This window comes from Pedobacter steynii (assembly GCF_900103665.1).
Classification (GTDB): domain Bacteria; phylum Bacteroidota; class Bacteroidia; order Sphingobacteriales; family Sphingobacteriaceae; genus Pedobacter; species Pedobacter steynii.
In genome coordinates, this window is the sequence record NZ_FNGY01000003.1 from 696563 (window position 1) to 722745 (window position 26183).

Annotated in this window: 20 protein-coding genes; 10 read left to right on the forward strand and 10 right to left on the reverse strand. The window is 42.1% G+C overall.

All coding sequences use genetic code 11. The features are described from left to right. Positions 1-7: 7 nt before the first annotated feature. Positions 8-2875: a SusC/RagA family TonB-linked outer membrane protein gene (locus BLQ87_RS11125; protein ID WP_074606452.1), complete on the reverse strand. Its 2868-nt coding sequence runs from the start codon at positions 2873-2875 to the stop codon at positions 8-10. A 524-nt stretch (positions 2876-3399) separates the two neighbouring features. Here BLQ87_RS11125 and BLQ87_RS11130 point away from each other — a divergent pair. Further along, positions 3400-7446, forward strand: coding sequence for a hybrid sensor histidine kinase/response regulator transcription factor (locus tag BLQ87_RS11130; protein WP_172664748.1), 4047 nt, complete (start codon positions 3400-3402; stop codon positions 7444-7446). Between the two features lie 39 nt (positions 7447-7485). Here BLQ87_RS11130 and BLQ87_RS11135 read toward each other — a convergent pair whose 3' ends face one another. The 4 genes from BLQ87_RS11135 to BLQ87_RS11150 form a co-directional block, all read right to left on the reverse strand. Then, the gene (locus tag BLQ87_RS11135) at positions 7486-8604 is read right to left on the reverse strand and encodes an AAA family ATPase (RefSeq protein WP_245723841.1); all 1119 of its coding nucleotides are present in this window, start codon (positions 8602-8604) and stop codon (positions 7486-7488) included. After that, complete coding sequence (locus BLQ87_RS11140; RefSeq protein WP_074606457.1) at positions 8576-9283, reverse strand: RNA ligase family protein; 708 nt, start codon at positions 9281-9283, stop codon at positions 8576-8578. The genes BLQ87_RS11135 and BLQ87_RS11140 overlap by 29 nt, the downstream gene beginning before the upstream one ends. Positions 9284-9465: 182 nt before the next feature. Further along, entirely contained in the window at positions 9466-10500 is a 1035-nt protein-coding gene (locus tag BLQ87_RS11145) for a hypothetical protein (RefSeq protein ID WP_074606459.1), read from the reverse strand. Between the two features lies 1 nt (position 10501). Beyond that, the gene (locus tag BLQ87_RS11150; protein ID WP_074606461.1) at positions 10502-11125 is read right to left on the reverse strand and encodes a hypothetical protein; all 624 of its coding nucleotides are present in this window, start codon (positions 11123-11125) and stop codon (positions 10502-10504) included. A 562-nt stretch (positions 11126-11687) separates the two neighbouring features. On the opposite strand from BLQ87_RS11150, the gene BLQ87_RS11160 reads away from it, so the two are divergent. Continuing rightward, on the forward strand, positions 11688-12584 hold the full coding sequence (locus BLQ87_RS11160; protein ID WP_083361806.1) for a lysophospholipid acyltransferase family protein: 897 nt from the start codon (positions 11688-11690) through the stop codon (positions 12582-12584). Here the strand turns inward: BLQ87_RS11160 and BLQ87_RS11165 are convergent. Together BLQ87_RS11165 and BLQ87_RS11170 are read right to left on the reverse strand one after the other, a co-directional pair. Then, positions 12581-13048, reverse strand: a complete 468-nt coding sequence (locus BLQ87_RS11165; protein ID WP_074606465.1) for a VOC family protein — start codon at positions 13046-13048, stop codon at positions 12581-12583. The two genes, BLQ87_RS11160 and BLQ87_RS11165, sit on opposite strands and share 4 nt — an antisense overlap. Before the next feature lie 8 nt (positions 13049-13056). Then, the gene (locus BLQ87_RS11170; RefSeq protein WP_074606467.1) at positions 13057-13515 is read right to left on the reverse strand and encodes a GNAT family N-acetyltransferase; all 459 of its coding nucleotides are present in this window, start codon (positions 13513-13515) and stop codon (positions 13057-13059) included. Between the two features lie 130 nt (positions 13516-13645). Between BLQ87_RS11170 and BLQ87_RS11175 the strand changes: the two genes are divergently transcribed. Continuing rightward, entirely contained in the window at positions 13646-14290 is a 645-nt protein-coding gene (locus tag BLQ87_RS11175; RefSeq protein ID WP_074606469.1) for a hypothetical protein, read from the forward strand. A 218-nt stretch (positions 14291-14508) separates the two neighbouring features. Here the strand turns inward: BLQ87_RS11175 and BLQ87_RS11180 are convergent, their stop codons facing one another. Beyond that, the gene (locus tag BLQ87_RS11180) at positions 14509-14955 is read right to left on the reverse strand and encodes a KTSC domain-containing protein (RefSeq protein ID WP_073233468.1); all 447 of its coding nucleotides are present in this window, start codon (positions 14953-14955) and stop codon (positions 14509-14511) included. 207 nt (positions 14956-15162) lie between these two features. Here BLQ87_RS11180 and BLQ87_RS11185 point away from each other — a divergent pair, with 207 nt between their 5' ends. From BLQ87_RS11185 to BLQ87_RS11205, 5 genes are read left to right on the forward strand one after another with little or no spacing between them, the layout of a single operon-like run. Beyond that, complete coding sequence (locus BLQ87_RS11185; protein WP_074606471.1) at positions 15163-15846, forward strand: response regulator transcription factor; 684 nt, start codon at positions 15163-15165, stop codon at positions 15844-15846. A gap of 21 nt (positions 15847-15867) precedes the next feature. Continuing rightward, the gene (locus BLQ87_RS11190; protein WP_074606473.1) at positions 15868-17226 is read left to right on the forward strand and encodes a sensor histidine kinase; all 1359 of its coding nucleotides are present in this window, start codon (positions 15868-15870) and stop codon (positions 17224-17226) included. 58 nt (positions 17227-17284) lie between these two features. Further along, positions 17285-18553, forward strand: coding sequence for a TolC family protein (locus tag BLQ87_RS11195; RefSeq protein ID WP_074606475.1), 1269 nt, complete (start codon positions 17285-17287; stop codon positions 18551-18553). Positions 18554-18558: 5 nt separating this feature from the next. Next, positions 18559-19653, forward strand: coding sequence for an efflux RND transporter periplasmic adaptor subunit (locus tag BLQ87_RS11200; RefSeq protein WP_074606478.1), 1095 nt, complete (start codon positions 18559-18561; stop codon positions 19651-19653). Positions 19654-19682: 29 nt separating this feature from the next. Further along, entirely contained in the window at positions 19683-22817 is a 3135-nt protein-coding gene (locus BLQ87_RS11205) for an efflux RND transporter permease subunit (protein ID WP_074606480.1), read from the forward strand. Positions 22818-22877: 60 nt separating this feature from the next. On the opposite strand, the gene BLQ87_RS11210 is transcribed toward BLQ87_RS11205, so the two are convergent. Further along, positions 22878-24299, reverse strand: coding sequence for an alpha-L-fucosidase (locus tag BLQ87_RS11210; RefSeq protein WP_074606482.1), 1422 nt, complete (start codon positions 24297-24299; stop codon positions 22878-22880). Between the two features lie 173 nt (positions 24300-24472). Between BLQ87_RS11210 and BLQ87_RS11215 the strand changes: the two genes are divergently transcribed. Then, complete coding sequence (locus BLQ87_RS11215) at positions 24473-24718, forward strand: hypothetical protein (RefSeq protein WP_074606484.1); 246 nt, start codon at positions 24473-24475, stop codon at positions 24716-24718. Then, entirely contained in the window at positions 24715-25404 is a 690-nt protein-coding gene (locus tag BLQ87_RS11220; RefSeq protein WP_074606486.1) for an SRPBCC family protein, read from the forward strand. The genes BLQ87_RS11215 and BLQ87_RS11220 overlap by 4 nt, the downstream gene beginning before the upstream one ends. A 6-nt stretch (positions 25405-25410) precedes the next feature. Here BLQ87_RS11220 and BLQ87_RS11225 read toward each other — a convergent pair whose 3' ends face one another. Next, complete coding sequence (locus BLQ87_RS11225) at positions 25411-26145, reverse strand: LytR/AlgR family response regulator transcription factor (RefSeq protein WP_074606489.1); 735 nt, start codon at positions 26143-26145, stop codon at positions 25411-25413. Between the last annotated feature and the right edge of the window lie 38 nt (positions 26146-26183).

A 26183-nucleotide genomic window follows, 5' to 3' on the forward strand; every position in this document is an offset into this window, starting at 1 on the left:
TTCAGGTTTAAAACTGTAGGTTAATTCCAACATTGAACACGCGTTGATTGGGATAATCCCAGGCTACGACTTCAGGATCTACTCTTTCCAGCGGCGTGATCGTAAGAAGATTTGTTCCGTTGATAAAAATCCTTGCCCTGTCCAGCTTAATATGGCTGATCCAGCTTTGTGGCAGAGAATAAGCGAATTCTACATTTTTCAGGCGAAGGTAACTGCCGTTCTTTAGCCAGAAGCTGGAGTTTCGCTGGTTATTAATGTTCGTACCTACCGTTAAACGGGGATAGCTGGCTGTAGCGGCAGTTTCCGGGGTCCATCTGTCAAGATGATGCGCAAATGCCTGTCCGTAACCACCCACTCCGATCGACTGGAATTCATAAGTACCGGGACCATTGACCATCACATTTCTGTTGGTTACACCGTTCCATACCATAGAAAATTCAAAGCCTTTATAATTAAAACCAGCTGTCAGGCCATAGAAAACCATTGGTTTTGTGCTGCCAATTGCCTGTTCATCAAAAACATTGATCACACCATCGCCGTTGAGGTCTTTGTAGCGTATGTCGCCGGGAACAGCTTTATAACCATCCACCTTCGCGCTATTGTCAATCTCAGCCTGGTTTTTAAATAAACCATCGGCCACCATTCCGAATGCTTGTCCTACAGGTAACCCTGTCCTTCTCATCCAGCTGTAAGGCTGGGTCACTTCGTCTATAAAATCTAACTTACTCTTGCTAATAGAAGCGTTGGCATTCACAAACCAGTTCATATCACCGGTTTTACCATAGTAACCGGCCATCAGTTCAACCCCACTATAGGTTCTCTTACCAATATTTTCGTTGGGTCTTGTATTGCCCAGGATGCCACTTGCATTTGTTCCACGCTGCTGTAAAAGGTCGGAGTAGGAATTGCGGTAGTACTCTGCTGAGAATTGCAGTTTGTTATCCAGAGCTGCGATATCCAGTCCGGCATTTAGCTTGTTAACACTTTCCCAGGTAATATTGGGATTAGCCAGGGTACCCTCGATCATCGAGCCATTGCTCGTTGCCGGATTTCCGAAAAAAACGGCAGCTGAACCGCCATAAGACTGACGGTATACAAAGTTTCCTGCGCCGCTATTGTCTGCACTTTTCCCATAAGTAGCACGGAGTTTAAGGGTATTTAACGCTTTGAAGGACTTCAGAAAATCTTCTTTTGAGATGTCCCAACCCAAGCCGGCTGCCGGAAAGAATCCCCATTGCTTGTTTGTTGGATAGCGGTTCAATCCCATATAAGAGGATACCAATTCTACAAAGTACTTCTTGCTGTAGTTATACTGTAGCCTTGCTGCAAGGGCAGAATTATCCAGATTCAGGTCCGTTCTATTGGTAAAGCTATCTTTATTATAGTTCAGGGAAGCGTTCCATTCGTGATTTCCAAACACATGGTCATAGCCAAGAAATAGTTCCGTATAAATCTGTCTGTTGGTTGCTTCCAGGATGGAGCCGTTATTCTGAGAGCCATCCGTACCATACTTATTAATAATTGGAGTGCCTGTCGGATTGGGCATATAATCATATACCGCAAATGACTTGCTTCTGTTGATCAGCTCCGAATAATAGGTATTGAATGATCCTTTACCTTTAATGTATAAACCTTTTAACAGGATATCCAGGTCTTGTTTTAAACTCAGGTCTACCCCAAGATTTCTATTGTAACCAGGTCTGTAACCAGATCCGATTACCATTCCGTACAGGTTATTAGTAAACTGCTGGTTACCCCCAAAAGAGCCGTCGGGGTTTAATACCGGATAGGCGTTGTTTGGAGTGCGGAACAAACTGGTATATATGAGGTCAGTACCCGTCATACCGAGTAACAAACCATCTACCCCGCCTGGTTCATTTCCATTTCTGATCCTCCCGAAAACATTCAGTGACAGCAATAGTTTTTTGGTCAGATCTGCATCAATATTGGTTCTGAAACCATAGCGTTTAAAGGAATTATTTGTTTCATAGCTGTTTCTATTTGGATCTGAAACAAAGAAACCATCCTGGCTCAGGTAATCCAGGTCCACAAAATAACGCGCAACCTCGTTTCCACCTGAGAAATTCAGGTTATACCTTTGCAGCGCTGCTTTCTCTTTCATTATCGTATTGTACCAGTCTACGTCCGGATGTCTTACCGGATCAGATCCGTTTCTATATTTTGCGATATCATCTGCAGAATAAACCGGCTGTTTTCCATCGTTGGCCAATGCCTCATTAAACAGACTAGAATAATCTCCGGCATTCAGAAAGGACGGGATATTTAATTGTTTTTGAATCGCGGTCTGGGCGGTAAAAGATATCCTTCTTGGTGCAATTCCTCCCCTTTTGGTTTCAATCAATACGACGCCGTTTCCGCCTCTCATTCCGTATATTGAAGTCGCCAGAGCATCTTTCAATACAGATACCGAAGCAATCTGCTCCGGATTGATGCTATTCAGATTTCTGGGCACTCCATCTACCAATACCAGAGGAACACGTCCTCTAAGCGCAGCTGATGGTGCATCTTCGCCCGGTTTAGCCGAAGATTGTACCAGGTACAAACCGGGAAATTTACCATATAACGAAGCTTCAATCTGTGCAACAGGAAAGCTGAGTAATTCATTTCCACTTAGCAGGGATTGAGATTGTAATACCTGTTCTTTACGTTGTGTACCGAACAAGACCGGAATTTTACTATCAGGTTGTTGAAAAGAATAAGAACTTTTGACTGCCTTCCTTGCAGAATCATTCAGTGCTTTCTTATTGAAAGTACTATCCTGGGATTGGGCATGTGCAACCTGTTGAGCTGCCACTGTAAAACAGAGTAGCCCCAATCCCAAATTTCTAAATGAATGGCGTAGTTTTTCTCTCATATATCTGGTTTTAAGTTTTTGTTGAGATCAATGATGGGGTGTAGGTTAAATCATGCCTTTTACCATTGCGATCAAGCAAGAGCAAAGGGGGCATTTCAACCTCAACCAATGGTGTAAATTATTTCAATAGCTGATATAGCTATCTTTAGTGTATGTCCGTATCGTACTGATCAGGACCTCAGCGAGGGGGCTGCTTTGCTACCCGGGACTGCCCGGAAAAATGAATTTGGTGCATGGTTTTGTGGTTTGGTTAGTTGATTGATTAGGTTCAGGACATGAGGCTTCCGGAGATGGGCTACCACCCTCAGCATTTTGCTCTTTGTCCGTCCCAAAGCTGGAGGATTATTTATTTTAAAAAGATGAATATTCTAAAAGAAAGGGTAGAAAAATCGAAAAAAGCAGGGATTAACGATGATTAATCGGATATTCATAACTTAGCAAAACCAATATTAACAGCCCATAGGGAGGGAACAAGTATGAAATTTATTAAAAGGAGCTTTGGTCTGTCATTGCTTTCCTTTCTTATGCTATTACAGATAAGTCTCTTTGCTCAGAGAAACATCCGTTTCAGTAACCTGACGCTGGAGGATGGACTTTCTCAAAACTCTGTCATGGCCATCAGCCAGGATCATCAGCAATTTATATGGTTTGGTACCAAGCATGGACTAAACAGGTATGATGGGTATCAGTTTAAAGTGTATAAAAACAACCCCAACGATCCAAAAAGTATTTCCAGCGATGAAATCACGGCTATTCTAACCGACAACGAAGGGGTCTTATGGGTAGGAACGGTCAAGGGCTTAAACAGGTACGATTCAAAAAATGACGCATTCGTTCGCATTACCGTCGACCAGAAACGCAAAAATGGAATCAGCAGCAACGCCATAGAACACATCTATCAGGATAAAAAAGGAAATGTATGGATAGCAACCTTACACGGTGTCAATTTACTTAGTAACCGTAAAACCAATGAATTCAAGACCTTCCTATTCAAAGACAAGACTTCAAAACCGGGAATCAACAATATTTATGCTACATTAAGAGACCTGAATGACCAGATGTGGTTCGCTTCCAGTGATGGTTTGATCCGGATGGAGCTTAAAAACGGGCAATACCAGATTTACAGACATGACCAGCAAAAAAAAGAAAGCCTGAGTTCCAACTACATTACCAGCCTTACTATGGATGCACAGCAAAACATCTGGATTGGAACAGACAATGGATTAAATCTGTTCAACTATACTGATGCCTCCTTTTCAGTTTATCGACACAGTGCCAACAGCAATTCACTTGTCCATAATGACATCCGCGAAATCATGCCCGACCAACGGGGGATGTTATGGATAGGCACTCAGGAAGGCTTGAGCATTTTCGATCCGGCAAGTAAAAAATTCGTCAATTACCAGCATAATCCTGACGTAAAAGAAAGCATTACGCACAACTCTATACACAGCATTTTTCAAGATCGCAACAACAGCATCTGGATAGGGACCTTTTACGGAGGTGTTAATATTGTACATCCCTTCCCTACCCAGTTCCGAACCTATAAAAACAGTAAAGTACGGCCAAGTATCAGCAGTAATATCGTGAGTTCTATTGTGGAAGACAAACATCATAATTTATGGATAGGAACAGAAGGTGGTGGATTAAACTATTACAACCGAAGCAACAATACCTATTCAGATTATAAGATCAATCCGGATAGTAAGCAAGGACTGACTTCCAATCTGATCAAGACTATTTGTAAAGACAGGAACGGAAATCTGATCATTGGAACTCACCACGGCGGACTAAACCTCTTTAATCCAATAGATAAGACATTCCATTCGGTTCTTAATGTAAAGGATACCAATCATACCATCAGTACTGCCGAGATCATTGCCATTTGCGAGGACACGGAGCGTAACATCTGGATTGGCTCTTATTCGGGTCTCAATCTTCTGAAAAGAAAAACCGGGGAAGGCAGGGCCTACACCGAAAAGAGCCCCCTGGAGAAAAAACTTTTTAATAAACACATACAGGTGCTGTTTGAAGATCGGGAGCATAACCTCTGGATTGGTACTCAAGGGGGACTACATAGTTATAATTTAATGACCAGACAATTTCAGGTCTTTTTAAAGGATAAGAATGACCGGACTAAGCTTCAGTCCGATTATATCAATTGTATTGTTCAAACTGCAGGAGGAAAGCTTTGTATAGGAACTTACTTTGGTGGATTAAGTATCTATGATCCAAAAACGAATCATTTCAGCACCTATACTGAAAGAGAAGGTTTATGCAATAACAATGTACTTGGCATTATTGAAGATGAGGAGCATAGCCTATGGATCAGTACCGATAATGGCTTATCAAAGTTAAATCCGGAAACAGGAAGTTTTAGAACCTATACCAAAAGTGATGGACTTGCCGGCAATGACTTCAACGTGAGGTCTTATTTTAAAGATAGTAAAGGAGAACTTTTCTTTGGCGGCTATAATGGTTTGACTTCCTTTTTTGCAAAACAGATAGAGATCAACAGCTACCACAGTCCTATTGTTTTTACCGGACTAAAGCTCTTTAATCTTTCGGTTGTAGTAGATGGACCCGATCAGCTCTTAGATGAAGACATCAGCCGCTCTAAAAATATCACCTTTGCACATGATCAGAATCATTTTACACTTGGCTTTGCCCTGTTAAACTATATTAAATCGGACAAAAACAGGTATGCTTACCGACTGAAGGGCTACGAAAAAGAATGGAATCATACGACTGATCCTAGTGCAACCTATTCCAACCTCCCTTCGGGGAATTATATTTTCATGGTAAAAGGCATCAATAACGATGGCATTTCCGGTGCCGGCATGGCAACGATCAATATCCGCATTACTCCCCCACTATGGGCTAGTTGGTGGGCATATTGTTTATACCTGTTCGTTTTTTCAGTTATCCTTTTTCTAACGATTCGTTACATTGTGATCCGTGCTTTATTAAAACGATCAGTAGACCTGCAACAGATGAAGCTGAGCTTCTTTACCAATATCTCTCATGAGATCCGCACACCTTTAACACTCATCCTGGGACCATTAGAGAACCTATTGAGAAGTACACAGAACAATACGGAAATCTACCGTCAGGTCATCCCTATCAAAAATAATGCAGACCGCTTAATGAGACTGATCACTGAATTAATGGACTTCAGAAAGGCGGAAGCCGGACATTTAAAATTGACGGTCAGCAGGGAAAATATCGTGAGTTTCGGCAAGGAGATATTTCTTGCTTTCAACCATATTGCCATCAGCCGAAACATTAAGTATACTTTTGAATGTACACAAGAATCAATTCCGCTCTATTTTGATAAGGGGCAACTCGAGAAAGTATTGTTTAATTTATTGAGCAACGCCTTTAAGTTCAGTGATGATAAGGGTCAGATCAGCCTTTCTATTCTGGAAGGCGCTGATTCTGTGGTGCTGAAAGTAAGAGACAATGGAAAAGGCATCCCTTATGAAAGTCAGAATAAATTATTCAGCGACTTTTTTCAGGTAGATGAACATGGATCAAGTCATATTGGCTCAGGGATTGGCCTTGCCCTTTCCAAAAGTATTGTAGCATCTCATCGTGGAACGATTGGCATAGAAAGCCAGCCTGCAATAGCAGAAAAAACCGGAGATACTTGTTTCACAGTAACACTACGAAAAGGGAAAACTCATTTTAAACCGGCAGAGCTGATGGAAACCATCGGCTACGACCTCAGCTCGGAAAGTCAGGTTCCTGCCCTGATCACCTATGATCCGCCATTGGCAGAAGAAATCAAAAATACAAAGTTCCATGAAACCATTTTAGTAGTAGAAGACAATCCGGAAATCAGACAGTTGATTTCCGGACTACTAAGCAAAAGCTATCAGGTCAAAGAAAGTGAAGATGGATTAAAAGGTTGGGAAACTGCAATTGAACTCCTTCCTGACCTGATCATCTGCGACATCATGATGCCGGTAATGGATGGATTAGAACTCTGCAGGCGGTTAAAAGGAGATGAACGGACCAGTCATATTCCAGTGATCTTATTGACGGCAAGATCTACCCACATCCATCAGGTAAGCGGATTGGAAACAGGTGCAGATGCTTATGTTACCAAACCTTTCAGTACGGAATTGCTGGAACTCAATATAAAAAACCTTTTGAACTCCAGATCTGCCATGCGAGAGAAGTATGGGCAACAGGTCACCTTACAACCTCAAAATGTGGTGATCGGATCAATGGATCAGGCCTTTATGACCAGGGTATTAAAATATATCGAGGAAAACATGTCAGACCAAAGTTTTGCTGTGCCCGATCTGGCTACGGAGGTAGGCATGAGTCAACCTGTTTTATACAAGAAGATCAGGGCGATTACAGACCTGTCGGTAAATGATTTCATCAAGTCTATCCGCTTAAAAAAGGCGGCCCAGCTTTTGGAACAAAACGCATATACCATATCAGAAATCTCTTATCTGGTTGGATTTAATGATCCTAAATATTTCAGCAGGGAGTTTAGAAAACAATATGGAGAAACACCGAGGGGCTTTATCAACCAGCTTAAAGAAAATAAAACATAAAAAAGGTTGAAGGAACAAATTCCTTCAACCCATAAAGTTCTACGTAAAATAAGATACCGTATGCCCCTCCCACAATGCGGGAACCTCCAGCTTATTGATCAGTTTTTCCAGTACCTGATCCGGCACAATTGCTTCACGCCCTCTGTTTTGGCGGCATAAATCGGCATAAGGACTTTCTATATAGACCACACGGACCTTTGCTTTGTAAGTACTGAAGAGCTCAATCAATTGCATCCTCATCTGACTCGTGGTATTGGTTGCGTTCCAGACAAAACTTATTTTCTTGCGCAGCAAGACCCTTGCCCTTTCTTTAGCTTCCTGTATCACGCGTCCGTTTCCGGATTTATCAGTCGGCTTTATTCCCCATTCCCTACGAATATCATCCAAAGAGATGACTTCCATTTCCGGAAAATTCTTTTTAATAAAAGTATCCTTCCCCGCTCCCGGAAGTCCGCTCATCAGCACCATCTCCATTAGGGGGGTATCAAAGGGAACATAGTCGACATAAGCATTTTCTTTTTGCAGATAATACATTCTTGCATCTTCCGATACAAAGGAACGTGCCTGTCCCCAACACCCCTGCTCCCTGCAGAACTCTTCAAAGCAGTCTATCCGATATAACATCGCCTCCTGATCCTCACAAATCCGGCCTAACATATCTGCTCTGGCCAATAAGGCCAGCCATTCCGTATTCAGATCCATGCTTGCCATGATCAATGCTTTCAGGGGGTCCGGTTTTTCAAAAAGCCAGATCGGAAGGCCATGATGCCTCACCAATGCCACAATTTGTTCCCGGATGTAAAAAGGCGCTGGCAGGTCCCTGTAAAGAAATTGCCTGGCCTTCATCGCCCCTTTTTTAGCATGTCCCTTTGAGCTGATGCTTCCATCCTCTTCCAGTACGGTGGTACTGTATTTCTCTACATCATGCAGTAATGCGGATGCCCATAGGATTTCCTTTTCCTGAGCACCCAGCTTTTGAAATCCGGGTTCATTTTCCAAAGCTGCCAATACCATTTGCGTATGTATGGCAACATTGCCTTCGGCATGGTAAATTTTATCCTGAGGCACTTCCTCCATACGTTTTACCCAATCAAACTCTTTTTCCAGGTTTAACCAGGATTTATCTTTACTAATGGTCCACATGGGTACCTCCTTCATTATTCAGACGGGCACGTCTCCAGTTCCGGGTCCAGTGCTGGTCCGTTTTCACATGCCCTTTTCTTACATATTTAAAAACATTATCGGCGAATCCGGCTACCGGATAGCCTTCTAAATTCCGCGTTACGATTCCCTCCATCGTTACCAGTTCTCCGTTATAGGCATCAAAAGGCTCCAACTGCCCTCTGCCAGATGCGAGTTGTATCACTTGCTTTTCAAACGAAGACGGATCCATTGAGGGTTGAAACATCCCGATCACCGGAACTGTAGGTAAATCCAGCATTGCCGCGTAAAATCTGGTTTCTTCCCAGCTCAGCCATTGGTCCTGCTGCCTGATACCGAAAACATAAAAATGATGCTCCAGCGACCGGTATTCTATGGAATGGACGGCATACAGGTTCTCCAGAAAGATCTCCAGATCGCCCAGGTCATTCCTGATCAACTGCCAGAACCTTCTGAGACTTTCTGTCCAGGGAGAGGTGGTAGGCGCTGCATGGGAACGGGCAAATACACCATTTCTGGACAAACAATTGTTCTCTCCATCCAGTTTTTCTGTATGTATCAAAGCAGGGATCTTTTCTAATTGCTCCCAATAGTGATGCTGTATTCTGTCGTCACTGCTGGTTCCCGGAGAAAAAGGGTAGTGATAAGTGCGACCGTATTTTTGTGAAATACTCATGATATAAAATTAAAATAAAAGACAAGACCGACACCTCCGCCATAAAATGGGGAGGTAGATTCCTAGTTTATTTTAATTGTATTACATGACAAGGTCTTTATAGAGTTGTTTTTTTTCCTGACAAAAGTAGTAAAATTATTTTGTTCTGCTCCGTACCAGCAACACTTCCCAATGCTGCGGTTTTATTTATAGCGATTGTATTTCTCCAGTTTTTTAACTCTTTTCTCCATTTTTTTAAGTCCTTCACTCCATCTTTTTTGATTTTCAGCATTAGCTTTCCGCTCATTTATTAAATGCAGGGTCAATTCTTCGATCTTCTTCAGTAACTTTCCATTCATCTCTCCCAAATCAATCCCCTCTTTAGCCACCTCTACTGCAGATGGAATACCAGGAAGATGTCCCTTTTCTTTTATATAGCTTTCAGTTTCGTCCAGACTCGGAAGCAGATAAGATTTAGCAAAAACATAGTCTGGCCAGTTTGCGGTTTCAACCTTAATTTCATGAGCACGAATATTTCCGTTTACAGCCAGTTTTGAGTTGGGTTTATCTGTTCCAATGCCAACATTCCCATTCTCGACTACTTTTATCGCTACGGTAGCCCCATTTACATTGGAAGTATTTCCCACATATAAACTCCAATCATTCGTCATGGGCAGAAATTTACTGACAGTTAAATCATTCCCAACCTGATTCAAAGCCCTCCACCCGCCATTAAAATTAATTGACCTGATCCTGATGTTAATACCTATGTCATCCGCAATTATACCGAGCGTATTTATTGCTCTTATCCTAAATCGTGGATTTCCAGATTCAGTATTGCAATCCACCGTAAAATTATGCCCTAAAGAACCAGCATTGTGATAGCCGTTGCTATTAACCCTTCCAACCTCTCTCCACAGTGTCTGTCCAGCATGCGCAACACTTGCCCAATAGGTGGCAGCAGTCGCAATGTTACCTCTTGTATAAGAAATAGAGATTTCGTAATTACCTGAACTTCCCGCATTAATCGGGGAAGACCCAACAAATTCAATGTAATCCCCAATGGCATAACCGGCATGAAATATCACCTGTCCTACGTAATCTTCATTTTCTATCCGAGCTGCCTGACCCACAGTTTTCATTCCATCCTTTACGACATGATGATTATTCGTTAATGCACTTAAAGGTTGTGCATAAAGCGCAATCCCTATTAAACTCACTAATATTAATTTTCTCATCTTATTTCAGTTTTGATTTCAGAAAATTGATATCATCCCGTTGTTGTTTATTTTCCTTTTCCATTTTAATCAGGTGCAAGGTTAACTCTTCAATTTTCTGTAGCAATTTTGCGTTCATATCTCCCAGGTCAATCCCATTTTCTTTAACTTCCAAAGCTGATGGAATTCCTGGCAAATGACCTTTTTCTTTAATGTGCTTTTCAGTCTCCTGCAGGTTGTGGAGTTTATAAGATTTAGCAAATACATAATCCGGCCAGTTGACAACTTCGACCTTAATTTCATGAGCGCGAATTTTACCATTAACGGATAATTTCTCAGTTGGGTCGGAAGTTCCAATTCCAACATTTCCGGTATAAGTAACAACAAGCTTCGCATCTTGATAATCTCCTCTGCCCACAATCCATTTATTCTCATGTAAAGCGCCGAAAAACCAATTGTTAGTTCCATTCTGTAGTACCGTCTGGATTCCTTGTGTGAATCCTCCAATATTTGTATTTCTCTTTAATACAATCATTGGCGAATAGTCATATATCGTTGGATTACCTGTAACCGGATAATCATTGGACTGACCATATACACTGGTACCGGCACCGATGATCAGGCTTATAAAAGCAATTATTTTCATACCAATAAGATTTTAGTTTAAATGTGAGACATATTGCGTTCCTATCTCTTTAATAAAGATAGATTAGCTCAAAGATACAAAGCATTACCATAGATAATACATGGCCGCAGTTTATAAAAATTTATTTTCCACCACACTATAAGTAGTGATAAGTACGTCCGTATTTTTGTGAAATACTCCTCATATAACTCTGCCGTGAAATGGGAGGATCAGCAATTTATTTTCTTACGTCGTAGGGGTAAAGGCAAATATTGTTGTCTTACAGACAAAGACCAGCCCCATATTATGAAAAATGATTCTGACTAAATCCTTTCAAACTACCCGTTCGTGGATACATTTCCACAACTGGTCAATTTCTTTTCTATAACCTGAAAGTATGGATTAATTTCGTCCTGATTCATTTTCACCGAAGAATAAAGATGTTTTAAATTAAAAAATCTAATGATACGATTAAAAATCATGACAATACTCACCGCAAATCCATATTTTTGGATCCTCAGCATCTTGCTCATTGCAATGGTGTTAGTGATTGTTTTAATTGCTTATTTATTAAAAATTATCCATGAACCCTGCGAAGAATAATCCGCTAAAAAAATTCCTGCACGATTGCTCATTTCTCTCCGTTTGCTTTCCGGTTTATTTGCTTGGATTACTCCCGCTTCAGGTTGCCAACGGTACTATTGGAAAAATGCTTTATTTCCTGTCTTACCGGGTCTTCAGGTATCGCTATAGTGTCGTTTTACAAAATCTCTCCCGGGCCTTGCCTACAAAGTCATACACGGAAATTCAGCAGATTTCTAAAGATTTTTACCGGCATCTATCCGCTATGGTAGTTGAAACCACGAAATTATTCTCCATCAGCAGGAATGAACTTCGGAAAAAGGTAACGCTTTCCAATGTAGAAATGGTGCTTGAATATTATCAGCAAAACAGGAGTATTATTGCTGTTCTTGGACATTATGGGAATTGGGAGTACCTGAATATCCTTCCATCCTACCTGCCATTTAACGTTAATGCCATTTATAAGCCCCTCAGCAATCCGATAATGGGTAAACTTATTCAGCACATCAGAACGCGCTTTGGAATGCGCCTGATCCCGGCAAATCAAGCATTAAGATACCTACTGAAACAGAAAGGTCAACCACAAATGTCTATTTTTATTGCAGACCAGTTTCCGGGGATCAATGAAGACACCAAATTTGACTTCCTTCATCAGTCGACCAATATGTTCAATGGTGCAGAAAAACTTTCCATTGCTACTGATGCTGTTGTTGTTTACATTGATATGAAAAGAAAGCCCAACAGCTGTTGGGAAGTAAACTTTTCTCTGATTACAGATGCTGCCAGGGAAACCCGGGATCATCAGATCACCAGGTCCTTTGCCGATAAGCTTCAGGAAACGATCAAAGAACATCCGGCTTACTGGTTATGGTCGCACAAAAGGTGGAAGATCGCTTAGTTATGGTCGTCATTCACTTCCAGCCAATGCCCGTCGGGATCCTGGAAATAGATCTGTTTGATTCCATCGACCCTTAAAGTCACAGTCTGAGCTGCTCCGGCCCAGTTTTCATAAGCGATCTCTTTGGCCTTAATCTTTTCAATAAAAGTTTCTACGGAGCTCACACTGAAACACAGGTGCTCGTTTTTATCGAAATTTCCTTTGCCCTTAGCCCCCTGAATCAAATGAAGCTGCCCTGCCGGACCTAAACTAAACCAGGTATGCCGGCCATCATGAAAAGGTTCAGGAATCTGAATAAACTCAAAAACGTCTTTGTAAAATGCGGTGGATTTCTCCAGATCGGTAACGTATACGGCAATGTGGTTTAACCTCGCTGTCGTTTGTTTTTTCTCGGTTTGTGCCATTGTTTTATGAAAAGGAATAAGGGCAATCAGGGCAGTTGCCATCAGAACAGCTATCTTCATTTTTTTCTTTAAACTAAGTTTACATCACGGTCCAACCTGTACAGGTCGAAACCTTCATCCCAATAATCTTTAACTACTTCTCTAAGCTCCAGACCAAATTTCGCATAGAATTGATAAGCCAGCTGAGAGGTTCGTACAGAAACCGTCTTTACTCCTTCTATTTCTTTTATTTTTTGAATCCTGAACTTTGTTAATGCAGATCCAAGACCTTTCCCCTGACTTTCAGGATGAAAGAAATCCCAGGATAACTTTCCGGTTTCTCCATCTTCCGACAAGTTGAAACCACCGCAGCCGAAAATTACACCGTTCAGCTCAACCACATAGTAATTGTCGGCATGATGGTCTAAATATACGATCAGATCAGCTTCTTCATTTGGAGAAAAATATTCGGGTATGTTCAGTTTTAGCAGTTCAATAATGCGGTCACGATCTGTGACCTCATGCTTTCTGATGACGATATCATTCATTTTAAATACTTGTTAGATCGTAAAAAAACAAAATAGCAAAACAAGGTTAGGAAAAGAAATTTCTTCCGGTAATTTTGTTATTCCATTGCTTTTAAATAATTTTAGTGGTAAACCCCATGAATAAGCAATAATGTATGAAATCGAAGAAACCGGTGGCGCAAACATTGGTTTTGGCCGGGCCACATGGCCATTTGCTAAATTGTTAGTTAATAAAAATGAGTTGCAACTAAATGCATCAATCCTAGGCAACGTTTATTTCAGGCCTTCAGATGTGATCTCTATCGAACCATTCACCTTATTCTCCGGAACTGGCATAAAAATTAATCACCGGGTCGGTGGATATAGCGAAAAGGTCATCTTTTTAACTTCCGGCAGCCGCGATTTGATAAAGCGAATAAACGATACCGGATTTTTGAGTAACTCCGATACCCTACCTGCAGAAGTTGAGGCCAGAATAATCAAATATCAATCAAGCGGAAGCTTTCCACTGAAATGGTCAGCGGTGGTTATTTTTGGTCTTATTTGGAATTTGTTATTTCTAGGCGATCTGTTGGGTTATTTTGGAAATACCAATAATCGTATCCCCATTGGGATTGGCGCACAAATGGCTTTAGCCTTTGCCTTTTTGTTTGCCCTCGCAATCCTATTATCCGAACCTTTTAGCCGGCTCGTATTAAAAGATGGCCGTAAAGCAAAGGAACTTAAATCATTCTTGTTTTTTCTGATGTTAATCAGCGGACTTATGTTTACCATATTTTCGCTCTTCACACGTTAACCCTCAAAAAAAGCCTCTGGATTTTTACCTAAAGGCTTTTGAATGATTTTCAACAAAGCCGGGTAAACCAATTGCCTGTTACGTTGCTGATTTAATATTTGCAGGGTTTACCTTAAAATTGATTTGAATTGACCAAGGCATAAAAAAAAGGCTGCAAAGCAAAAAGCCTGCAGCCCCTTTTGAGGAAATTAAATATATAAGGTAACTAAAAACTGTGTCTATGCAGTTTGTAACTTAGCTATATTTCTGTATGGGAATGAAGTAAAGATATGACGACGTGCAAATCTACCTGGAGAATCTGCATTTACCAGCTTCACATAGATTGCTTTAGGAACACCGAAATATTCATAAGCGCTGCCATCAAGGAAGTGAACGGTCAGGACTAAGCCAGCCCAGGAATAATCCGCAATTCCGCAAGTGGCAGTAGTTTGAGTATACTCCTCAATAGAAAGCTCTAAAGTTTCAGGAGCAATACTTACCAAAAAGTGATAAGCTTCAATGATTTCCTTACTTTTAACTTCTGCCTCCACTTTGGCCTCTTCACTATCCTGGAATTTATCAGGATGCCAATCTTTCATCAAATTCCTGTAAATGGTCTTCAATTCTTTTAATTCGGTATCCTTTTGTACACCCAATAGTTTTCTGTAGTCAACAATCTTCTTCATAAATGTGTTTAATGGCAATTATTGTCTTTGAAAAGCAGCATAATTTTAAGCGCCACAGATGCTCCAGGGAAACAATTTTTGCAAAGGTACACTTTTTTATACGAAAGAAAGATTAAGATTATATTAACAAAGTAATTGATAACCTGACAGATAAGGAGAACAACTTTTAAATTACCTTTACGGCTTCAACAATAACCATTTTCAGCTATGTTTAAAATTGGGTTAGCAGAAGACGACCTTAAAATAGCCGGGCTTGTTAAAACCGGACTGGAAGAACAAGGATACCTCGTCACCATTGTCTCCAATGGAGAAGAGGCCCTTCAAACTTTCAAAGAAACAGATTTCAACCTGGTCATCCTGGACGTGATGATGCCTGGTATGAACGGGATTGCCGTTTGTAAATCGCTCCGCAGCGGGAATAAAGATTTACCGATCCTTATGCTTACCGCATTGGGTTCTATCGACGATAAAGTAACCGGTCTGAATTCCGGAGCCGACGACTACCTCGTTAAACCCTTTCATTTCAAAGAACTGCTGGCCAGAATTGAAGCTTTATTGCGCAGGCAACATGTAGCAACCGGAAAAGACAAAACCGATCACCTGCTCAGCTTTGACGACATCAGCCTGAATACCTATAGCAAGGAAGTAAAAAGGGCAGGAATCCTCATCGAACTGACAGCCAAAGAACATACCTTGCTGGAATTGTTCCTCCGTAACCCAAACCGCCTGCTCTCCCGGCAATACATTGCGGAGAATGCCTGGGACATCAGCTTTGATACCGGCACCAATGTAATCGACGTATATGTTAACTTTCTCAGAAACAAAATCGAAAAGGGTTTTTCCAGAAAACTGATCCATACCAAAATTGGGATGGGCTATATTTTGAAATAATGCTTTAGCCAAATTCAATTGATGAAACTTAAAAACCGCCTTTCCTTATACTTCACCCTGATCAGCACTTTAACCCTGCTTGGTGTCTTATGTGCGGTATATTTCACCTTCATCAAATTTCTGGAGGCCGATTTCTTTGACCGTTTAACAGACCGGACCATGGTGACTGCAAAACTGTACCTGGAAGCGGATGAGATCTCCGCGGACTCCCTCAATACCGTCAGAAATCAATACCTGGAAACTTTAAACGGAGAAGTGATCCGTATTTATAACGCAAAAAACAGCGCTACATTCATTGGGGACGATCAGCAGTACTGGAGCAACGAGACCATTAATAAAGTCAGAAGGCAGAAAAAAATGCAGTTTCTTGATGGAAAGAGACAGGTGGTGGGAATCTTCTATAAAGACAATCAGGGGGATTTTGTGATTCTTGCTTCTGCCATCGACCAAAGTACTTATTCCCGGATAGACAAACTGCAAAAAATCATGGTGATGATATTTGTCGTCATCTTTATCGGACTGCTACTCTCCGGAAGGTGGATTGCCAAGAAAATATTGAAACCGCTGGATCTTTTCATTAAAGAGGTGAAACAGATCAAATCCAGCAATCTTCATTTCAGGGTTCAGGAAGGGAAGAATAAAGATGAAATCAACCTGCTTGCACAGAATTTCAATAACCTGATGGAACATCTCGAACAAGCTTTTGTATTGCAAAAAACCTTTGTGGCCAATGCTTCGCATGAACTCAGGACCCCGATTACCAGAATGATGATCGGCGCAGAAATCGCCTTATCACAGGAACGACAAATTACGGATTATCAAAAAGCATTGGCTTCGGTGATGGAAGATGCGGAAAAGATGGACAAGATCATCACCGGCCTGGTTAGCCTCGCTCAGGCAGACCTTGAATTTGGTGCCCCTCAGTTGCAGGACATCAGAATAGATGAAACACTCTGGATCCTCGCTGAGGAATGGAACCAGAGGCCAAAAGGTAAGCTCATCGTAGACATCCTGAATATGCCGGAGGATCCTGCAGCGCTCCTCATACAGGCCAACCCTACCCTATTGACCATTGCATTGAACAACATCATCTCCAATGCCTTTAAATTTTCTGATGATCAGGATGTTCATTGCTCCCTGGATATACAAGCCGAGTTTATTCATGTTTCCATTACCGATCAGGGGCCGGGAATTTCTAAAGATAAACAGGAAGATATTTTTAAGCCCTTTTACAGCGCGGCGACTGAAAGCAGACACCAGGGTAACGGAATGGGCCTATATATGGCCCATAAAATCATCAGTCTTTTTAAAGGAAATCTCAGTGTAACGTCAAAAAAGGGAGCAGGAACCAGCTTTAAAATCAGTTTCCCTAAATTTTAATCCCATTTTAACTTCCCTTTAATTCGGGTTTAATTCGCTCCGGATAGATTTGCCGGAGATGAAAAGACAATTAATTCTGACCGGCATTCTTTTACTCGGACTTGGTATGGCGGGCAGCGCGCAGGACAGCCTGAAACTCAGTCTGCCTGAAGCAGAGAAAATGTTTATAGCAGGAAACTATGAGCTGATCGCGCAGCAATACCAGACTGAACAGGCAAAAGCAGATGCCATTACCGCAAAACTTTTTGACAACCCGGAAATCAGCTATGAAAACCAGCTGTACAATCCGGTCACGAAGAAATTCTTCCAGAATTCTTTACCCTCAGGACAATACAACGTACAAATTTCACAACTCATTAAACTGGCCGGAAAGCGGAATAAAAACATTCAGCTGGCCAATACGGGGATCAAACTAAGCGAATATGCTTACTTCGACCTTATGCGCAGTCTGCGTTTTCAATTGAGAAGCAATTTTTATAAAGCTTATTATGCTCAGCAATCCGCCATCGTTTACCAGCAACAAATCAAATCACTGGAACAACTGCTGGCCGCTTCCGAACAACAACTCAAAATGGGCAATGTTGCTTTAAAGGACATCATCAGGATCAAATCACTTGTCTATCACCTAAAAGGAGAATACACCAGCCTGCTCAATGAAATTGAGGACACAGAAACGACCTTGAAACTAATGACCAATATCAAGGCCAACACACCTTTGTCTTTAACTGCTCCTGCGGAGGAAGAACAAGACTATTCCCTGCAAAAACAACCTTACCTGCAGCTTCTGGAAATGGCAAGAGCCAATCGGGCCGATCTTCAGCTGGCAAAAACCAGCGTTATTCAGGCAGAACACAACCTAAGCCTGCAAAAAGCAATGGCAGTTCCCGATATGGAAGTTTCTCTGACTTACGACCTGCAAGGCAGCGCACCAAATCATTATACCGGCCTGGGCATCAAAGTTCCGCTTCCTTTATTTAACAGAAATCAAGGGGAAATCAAAAAAGCAAAGATTGCCATTACTGCAGGAAATGTAAGCCTGAAACAACAGGAAGCAACCCTGGAAAATGAGGTCTACAACAGCTATAAATCAGCCCTCAGAACTGAAGCCCTCTATCAGGGTATGGATCGGAATTTTAGTCAGGACTTTACAAAACTCATTACTGAGGTCAACAAAAACTTCCGAAGCAGGAACATCAGCCTGGTAGAGTTTATCGATTTCTATGATTCTTATAAAGAAAGTACCCTGCAACTGAATCAACTGAAATACGAGCGAATGAATGCCAAAGAAGAAATCAATTACGTCACCGGTGCTAACATTTTTAAATAAGTAACATGCAAACCCTCCTAAAAAACATCAGCAAACTCTCCCTGATCGGATTGGTTATCCTCGGCCAAAGCTGCACCAGCTCTAAAGAAGCTCCCGTAGCGGAGAAATTTGCCGTTACGGATTCTTTAATCAACAGGCTGCTGATTGATACCGTACAACAAGCCAATAACAGAACTGACCTGAGCTTTTCGGCAAAAATCACTGCCGATGAAGAACGTAAAGCAGAGATCTTTCCCATGGTAAGTGGTACCGTTCGCAATGTTCCGGTAAAACTAGGTGATAAAGTAAACACCGGACAAGTGCTCGCCACGATGGGCAGCACAGAAATGGCCGGATTTGATAAAGAGGTGATCAGCGCAGCTGCCGAACTCAGGAACGCAGAAAGAAACGTCAAACAAATTCAAGAATTGTATAAAAGCGGCCTCTCTTCGGGCAGAGAACTGGAAGAAGCCAAAAACGATCTGTTGATCAAACAGGCAGAAGATAGACGTGCTAAGGCGACATTAAAACTGAATGGCGGGAACAACAATGGTAATTACACCATCAAATCCCCATTAACAGGGTTTATCATTGAGAAAAATGTGACCTCCAACATGCAATTGCGTCCGGACAACAACAAAAACCTCTTTACTGTTGCAGACCTTTCTTCGGTCTGGGCTATGATTAACATTTACGAATCAGACATTTCCAGAATAAAAGAAGGTGATGAAGTGAGCATTTCTATCCTCTCCTACCCTGAAAAAGTTTTCAAAGGAAAGATTGATAAAGTGTACAACATGATCGACAATGAGAGTAAAGTGATGAATGCGAGAGTGAGCATTGCCAATCCGGGTTACCTGTTAAAACCAGGAATGATGGCCACCGTGCTCATCTCTGCAAAATCCGGCATCGACCTTCCTGTTGTTAACTCCAGGGGCATCATCTTTGATGAAAACAAAAGCTATGTGCTCGTGGTCGATGCCGCAAAAAAGGTTCGCATCCAGGAAGTAGAGATTGGCCGCAAAACGGTAGATAAAGCCTATATCAGTAAAGGGCTAAAAGCCGGCGACCGCATTGTGGCGTCCAAACAGGTATTCTTATACGAGAGCCTTAAAAATTAACCGGTACATCTTCACAAAAAACAGCTGTAATGAATAAATTCATTAAGACCGTCATCGGCTTCTCCCTAAAAAATAAATACTTCATATTCTTTGCCACTTTTATTTTAATCCTGGCAGGATATCTCAGTTTTAAGCATACCACGATTGAGGCTTTTCCGGATGTAACCAATACCAATATTACCATTATCACCCAATGGCCGGGCCGAAGTGCCGAAGAAGTGGAAAAGTTTGTGAGCAGACCTTTGGAAATTGCCATGAACCCAACTGAAAAAAAAACCAGCATCCGTTCTTCTTCCTTATTCGGGTTATCTATTGTCAAAATCACTTTTGAGGACGATGTAGACTATGCTGCTGCAAGAGTCCAGGTGAACAATCATATTGCTGAAGCAGATTTACCTGAGGGCCTAAAGCCGGAGGTACAGCCACCCTATGGGCCCACAGGAGAGATCTTCAGGTATACTTTGAGCAGTGACAAGAAATCGGTCAGAGAGTTAAAAACCCTGCAGGACTGGGTGATCCAGCGGGAGCTCTTGTCTGTGCCCGGCATTGCGGATGTAGTGAGTTTTGGGGGAGAGGTAAAGACCTACCAGATCACCGTGGATCCTCAGAAAGCCATCCAATATGGTGTGAGCGCAGCAGAATTATTTGAAGCTGTCTCCAAAAGCAACATCAATGTCGGCGGAGATGTGATTGTACAAAGCGGACAGGCCTATGTGGTCCGCGGAATCGGAATCCTGAACAATATTGATGAAATCAGAAATGTGGTAGTGGATAACTTTAACGGTACTCCGGTATACGTTAAAACCATTGCAGATGTCGCAGAGTCGGCCCTACCGAGATTAGGACAGGTAGGCCGCGATCACGATCCCGATGTGGTGGAAGGGATCGTGGTCATGCGCAAAGGAGAAAATCCAAGCGAGGTGATCAGTAAACTTAAGGAAAAGATCAAGGAGGTAAATGAAACCATTTTACCACCCGATGTAAAGATCAATCCTTTTTACGACCGGGAAGACCTGGTCAACTATGCCACACATACCGTGATGGGCAATATGATGGAAGGGATCATTTTCGTGACCCTGATTGTATTCCTGTTTATGGCCGACTGGCGTACGACATTAATTGTATCCATCATTATTCCACTGGCACTGCTTTTTGCATTCATCTGCCTAAAACTGAAGGGCATGTCGGCCAATCTGCTCTCCATGGGAGCGATTGACTTTGGAATTATTATCGATGGGGCGGTGGTCATGGTCGAGGGCATATTTGTGGCCCTTGACCATAAAGCCAAAAAAGTAGGCATGGAGAAATTCAATGGACTAAGTAAACTCGGACTGATCAAAAAGGCATGCTTAGAAAACGGAAAGGGAATTTTCTTCGCCAAGCTGATCATCATCACCGGATTGCTGCCCATCTTTACTTTTGAAAAGGTAGAAGGAAAAATGTTCTCTCCCCTGGCCTGGACGTTGAGCTTTGCCCTATTGGGCGCTCTGCTCCTCACCTTTACTCTCGTGCCGGCGATGGCAAGTGTCTTGTTGCGGAAAAATGTAAGAGAGAAACACAACATCTTTTTGGAATTCCTGACCAAACATGTAATTCGTTTCTTTGATGCCTGCTTTAAATTCAGGAAACTGGCTTTCGGAGTGTCTATGGTGGTTTTGGTGCTCGGCTTGTTCAGCTTCAAATTCCTGGGAACGGAGTTCCTCCCAACCCTGGATGAAGGCTCGATCTATGTGCGGGCAACAGGTCCATTGAGCATCTCGCTGGATGAAACAAAAAAACTGTCCAATGACATCAGAAAGATCTTTTTAAGTTTTGAAGAAGTGAAACAGGTGATGTCGCAGACCGGAAGACCTAACGATGGGACCGATGCCACCGGCTTTTACAATATGGAATTCCATGTAGACATCTATCCAAAAAAGGAATGGAAGCGAAAGGAGACCAAAGAACAGCTGATTGAGCGGATGCAGGAAAAGTTAAAAAGCTTTCCGGGCATCAGCCTGAATTTCTCCCAGCCCATCTCGGACAATGTGGAGGAAGCCGTTTCAGGCGTTAAAGGTTCTATTGTAGTTAAGCTCTTTGGCAACGACTTCAAATTCATAGAGAAAGAAGAAAAAAAGATAGAAAAAATCCTGAAAACGGTAGAGGGTATCGAAGATTTAGGAATTCTAAGGAATCTTGGTCAGCCGGAATTACAGATCAATCTGGATCAAAAGAAAATGGCTTTATATGGGGTGAGCACTGCCGATGCGAATGCGGTGATTGAAATGGCCATCGGCGGTAAAGCAGCTACCCAGATTTATGAAGGAGAAAGGAAGTTCGACCTGATCATCCGTTATCCGGAAGATTTCAGAAAAGATGAAAGTTCTATCGCCAAACTCAGGATCCCGACCCTTGCCGGTGCAAAGGTTCCATTGGGAGAGATTGCCAGTATCAGAAAGATCACCGGACCAAGCATGATCTACCGCGATAAGCACCAGCGGTATGGGGCCATTAAATTCTCCATCAGGGGAAGAGACATGGGCAGTGTAATTGCCGAAGCTCAGGCTAAAGTAAAAGCAGAGATCAAATTACCTAAAGAATATAAAATGGAATGGGCAGGAGATTTTGAAAATCAGCAAAGGGCAACCAGCAGGTTATCACAAGCCGTTCCCATCAGCTTGCTCCTGATCTTCTTTATCCTGTTTGTATTATTTGGAAACATCAAAGATTCCTTACTCGTACTGAACAATGTACCTTTTGCAATGGTGGGCGGAATGCTGGCAATCCTGGCTACGGGAATTAATTTTAACATCTCTGCCGGGATTGGTTTCATTGCCTTGTTTGGGATTTGCGTACAGAACGGGGTGATCCTGATCACCAGATTTAAGAGCAACATTACGGAGCTGAAACATCGGCCGGAATGGAGCTTTGCAGATGCGATCAAAGATGGTGTAGCGAGTAGAATGCGTCCGGTAATCATGACCGCGCTGATGGCTGCCATTGGTCTTATGCCCGCAGCTTTATCTACGGGAATAGGTTCTGAAGCCTCCAAACCTTTAGCGATTGTTGTGATTGGGGGATTGATTACCAATACTTTATTCAACCTTTTCGTCTACCCGATTGTGTTTTACTGGGCCTATCAGAAAAAAGTGAATCATTTACAATCGGCGATCTCAGAGATTTAAAGACTCATAGATACATAGATATATCAACATCTTGATACATCTATGTATTTGTTGCAATGCCTATAAGTCCGGTGCCTTATACACTGCTATTTCCGACAGCACCGGACAGGCATTTGCCTCCAGTACATTGATTCTGATCTTAGTCGTTTTTATCGTTGCAAAAGAAAGGATCCTTTTATGACCTATCGTAGTTTGCGTTAATAAAGGTTTAAATTCTTTACCATTCAGATATTCCACAGAGAAGGATTTGATGCGTTGCCCCAGGGCAATGTATTCCTGAAGAACGATACGGTTCAATTCAGTTGCCTTTCCAAGGTCTATCGTTAAAGTCGCTGTTTTTACCTGATCTGATGTTGCCCAGTAAGTATTGGTCTTTCCATCCGTCAGGTTTTGCGCAAGGAACTGTTTCCCTGTTCTTGTATTACTGGCCAGTACTTTTTTTCCCTTCGCAAGGTTCGTTTTAAAGCTTGCATCAATGGCTTTTCTAAATTCCATTAACCGTGTGGAATCGGTTGGATGAATTAAGCCATCGCGGTCTACCGGAACGTTTAACAACAGGTTACTGTTGCGGCCTACTGAACTTTCATAAATAGACATCAGCTCTTCCAGAGTTTTCACTTTATCGTCTGTTGAAGCACTGTAAAACCATCCTGGTCTGATGGACACATCTACCTCTGCAGGAATCCAGTATTTACCATTTTCATTTCCGGTGTTCAACACTGCCGATGCAGGCGCCGCAGCTCCTACACCAAATCCGTCTGTATTCAATGTTGCCCAATTGGTTTCTCCGGCAATACCTCTTTCATTTCCCATCCAGCGGACATCAGGACCAATATCACTGAAAATCACTGCTTGTGGATTATGGGTGCGGACCACGCTGTTAAACAACTTAAAGTCATAGGCCTGATCTTTCTCATTGGCGCCTTTGGCGCCATCAAACCATTGTTCAAAAACAGGTCCATACTGGGTATGTACTTCTTTCAGGGTATTGGCAAAGATCTGATTGTATTCTGGCGTACCATACTTGGGATGGTTGCGGTCCCATGGCGATAAGTAGACGCCAAACTTCAACCCATATTCTTTACAGGCGGCAGAAAGTTCTTTCAAAACATCTCCTTTCCCGTCTTTCCAAGCACTTTCCCTTACGGTATGCGTGCTGTACTTACTTGGGAACAGGCAAAAACCATCGTGATGTTTCGCGGTAATGATAATGGCTTTCATCCCAGCTGCTTTAGCCGTGCGTGCCCACTGACGGGCATCCAGTTTTTTAGGGTTAAAGATTTTAGGATCTTCATCCCCATGTCCCCATTCTTTATCGGTAAAAGTATTGGGCCCGAAATGGATGAACATATAATATTCCATGTCCTGCCAGGCCAGTTGGTTTTTGTTTGGGATTGCACCAAATGGTGCGGGTGCCTTTTGTGCAAACCCACCTGTGGTTAGCAAAAAGGAAAACAATAAAGGCATTGATAACTTCTTCATACAATAAAGGTTCGTTTGTGGTTAGCATTTGAGTTTTAAAATTGCAACATATTAGCCATCGGAAATTCATTTCTTTTGTCATTAAACTAAATGATTTTGGCGCCATGCTGATTTAAACACAAACACAATGCGACTTTGTTTGTTGTTATATCTGCAAACTAAATCAGCCAAAGATGAAAAACTTACATCCGGATGAATTTGAGATCATGGTTACTTTAGATGGGACAGATACTCAAATTACGGTAAAACCAGATGAGACCAGCGATGGAGCTCCATACTTTATCTGCGACCTGTCGGGCAATACCATCACGCAATTGAGAGAAGAAGCCGATGGCAGCTGGGAGCAGCTCTGGGGGAAACTGGACCATCATGCGGTCACACTAATCGGAAAGGCAATTAAATACAAACTAACGATATGAACACACACCTGAAACTAAGGTCTGGCAGGTTCTCTATTGAGAAGCACCAGTATGAAAACATTGGATGGTCGGAACGGATGGTTTCCATGTTTTTGAGTGGCGCTTTGATTAGCTGGGGATTAAGAAAACCATCTAAGGTTAAGTTTTTATACGGTGCCTACATGGCTTACCGTGCGGCTACAGGAAGGTGTCTGCTATATGAACAGCTGGGTATAGATGCCAAAAGGCCCCGTGCAGTAAACATCAGAGGTGAATTTGTGATTGAAAAACCAGCTTCAGAGGTCTATACCTATTGGCGAAACCTGAATAACCTTCCGGGAAGCATCAGGCATTTATTAGACGTCAAGGTAATCGATGAAAATCTATCCCACTGGAAATCCAATGTCATGGGCAGTTTATTCTCTATTGACTGGGATGCAGAAATCGTAAAGGACGAACCCGGGCATTTCATCGGCTGGCAATCCTCTGCAGGGGCTTTGATCCATCATGTAGGAAAAGTAGAGTTTACACCTGGGCCTGATGGGCAGAGTACCGTTTTAAAAGTAACCCTTTCCTACCGTCCTCCTGCAGGTGGTGTAGGCATTGGCCTCGCTAAACTCATGAACCCTTATCTGGAAGGCTTATTAAAGAAAGAAATAAAAAGCTTCAAGCATACCATTGAAAACAAAACCCCTGTATACACTTAAAATCAGCTATTTTGTTTCGCGGATTACTTTAAAAAACTCTTCCCTATAGGTTTCACCTACCGGAATGATGTTCTCTTTAATAAAGATGGAGTTGCCATCTATCATCCGGATTTTATCTATAGCCACAATGTAAGATTTGTGAACACGGTAGAACCTGCTTTTAGGCAGGTAAAGTTCCATTTCCCTTAACGTTAAATAAGTGATGATGCGTTCCTCAGCAGTAAAAACAGAGATATAGTTTTTCAATCCTTCGATATACAGAATGTCATCATAACTGACTTTGATAAACTTATTCTTGCTTTCTCCTTTGATAAACATGTAATCCGTTCCCGCAGTTGGCATCTGAAGTAAGGCGATATTTTCAGCGTCTGCAACCGGAACAGGCGGATGAAATAAAAGTTCTGCTTTTTGAACCGCTTTATAGAAACGTTCAAAAGAGATGGGTTTCAGGAGGTAATCAATCACATTGTGTTCAAATCCATCCAATGCATATTCAGGATAAGCGGTGGTGAGAATAACTTTACATTTATGTCCGCAGATCTTCAAAAATTGAATTCCCGTCAATTCAGGCATCTGTATGTCCAGAAAGACCAGGTCCACTTTACCCTCCTGCACCATCGTCAGCGCTTCAAATGCATTGGTCGTTGTTGCAATCAGTTCCAAAAATGGCAATTTACGAATATGCGTGGCTAGTATCTCTGAGGCGTAAGCCTCGTCATCAACGGCAATACAACGAATCATTGGTTATTTTTTTGTAATGGTAAAATATTCATTAAATA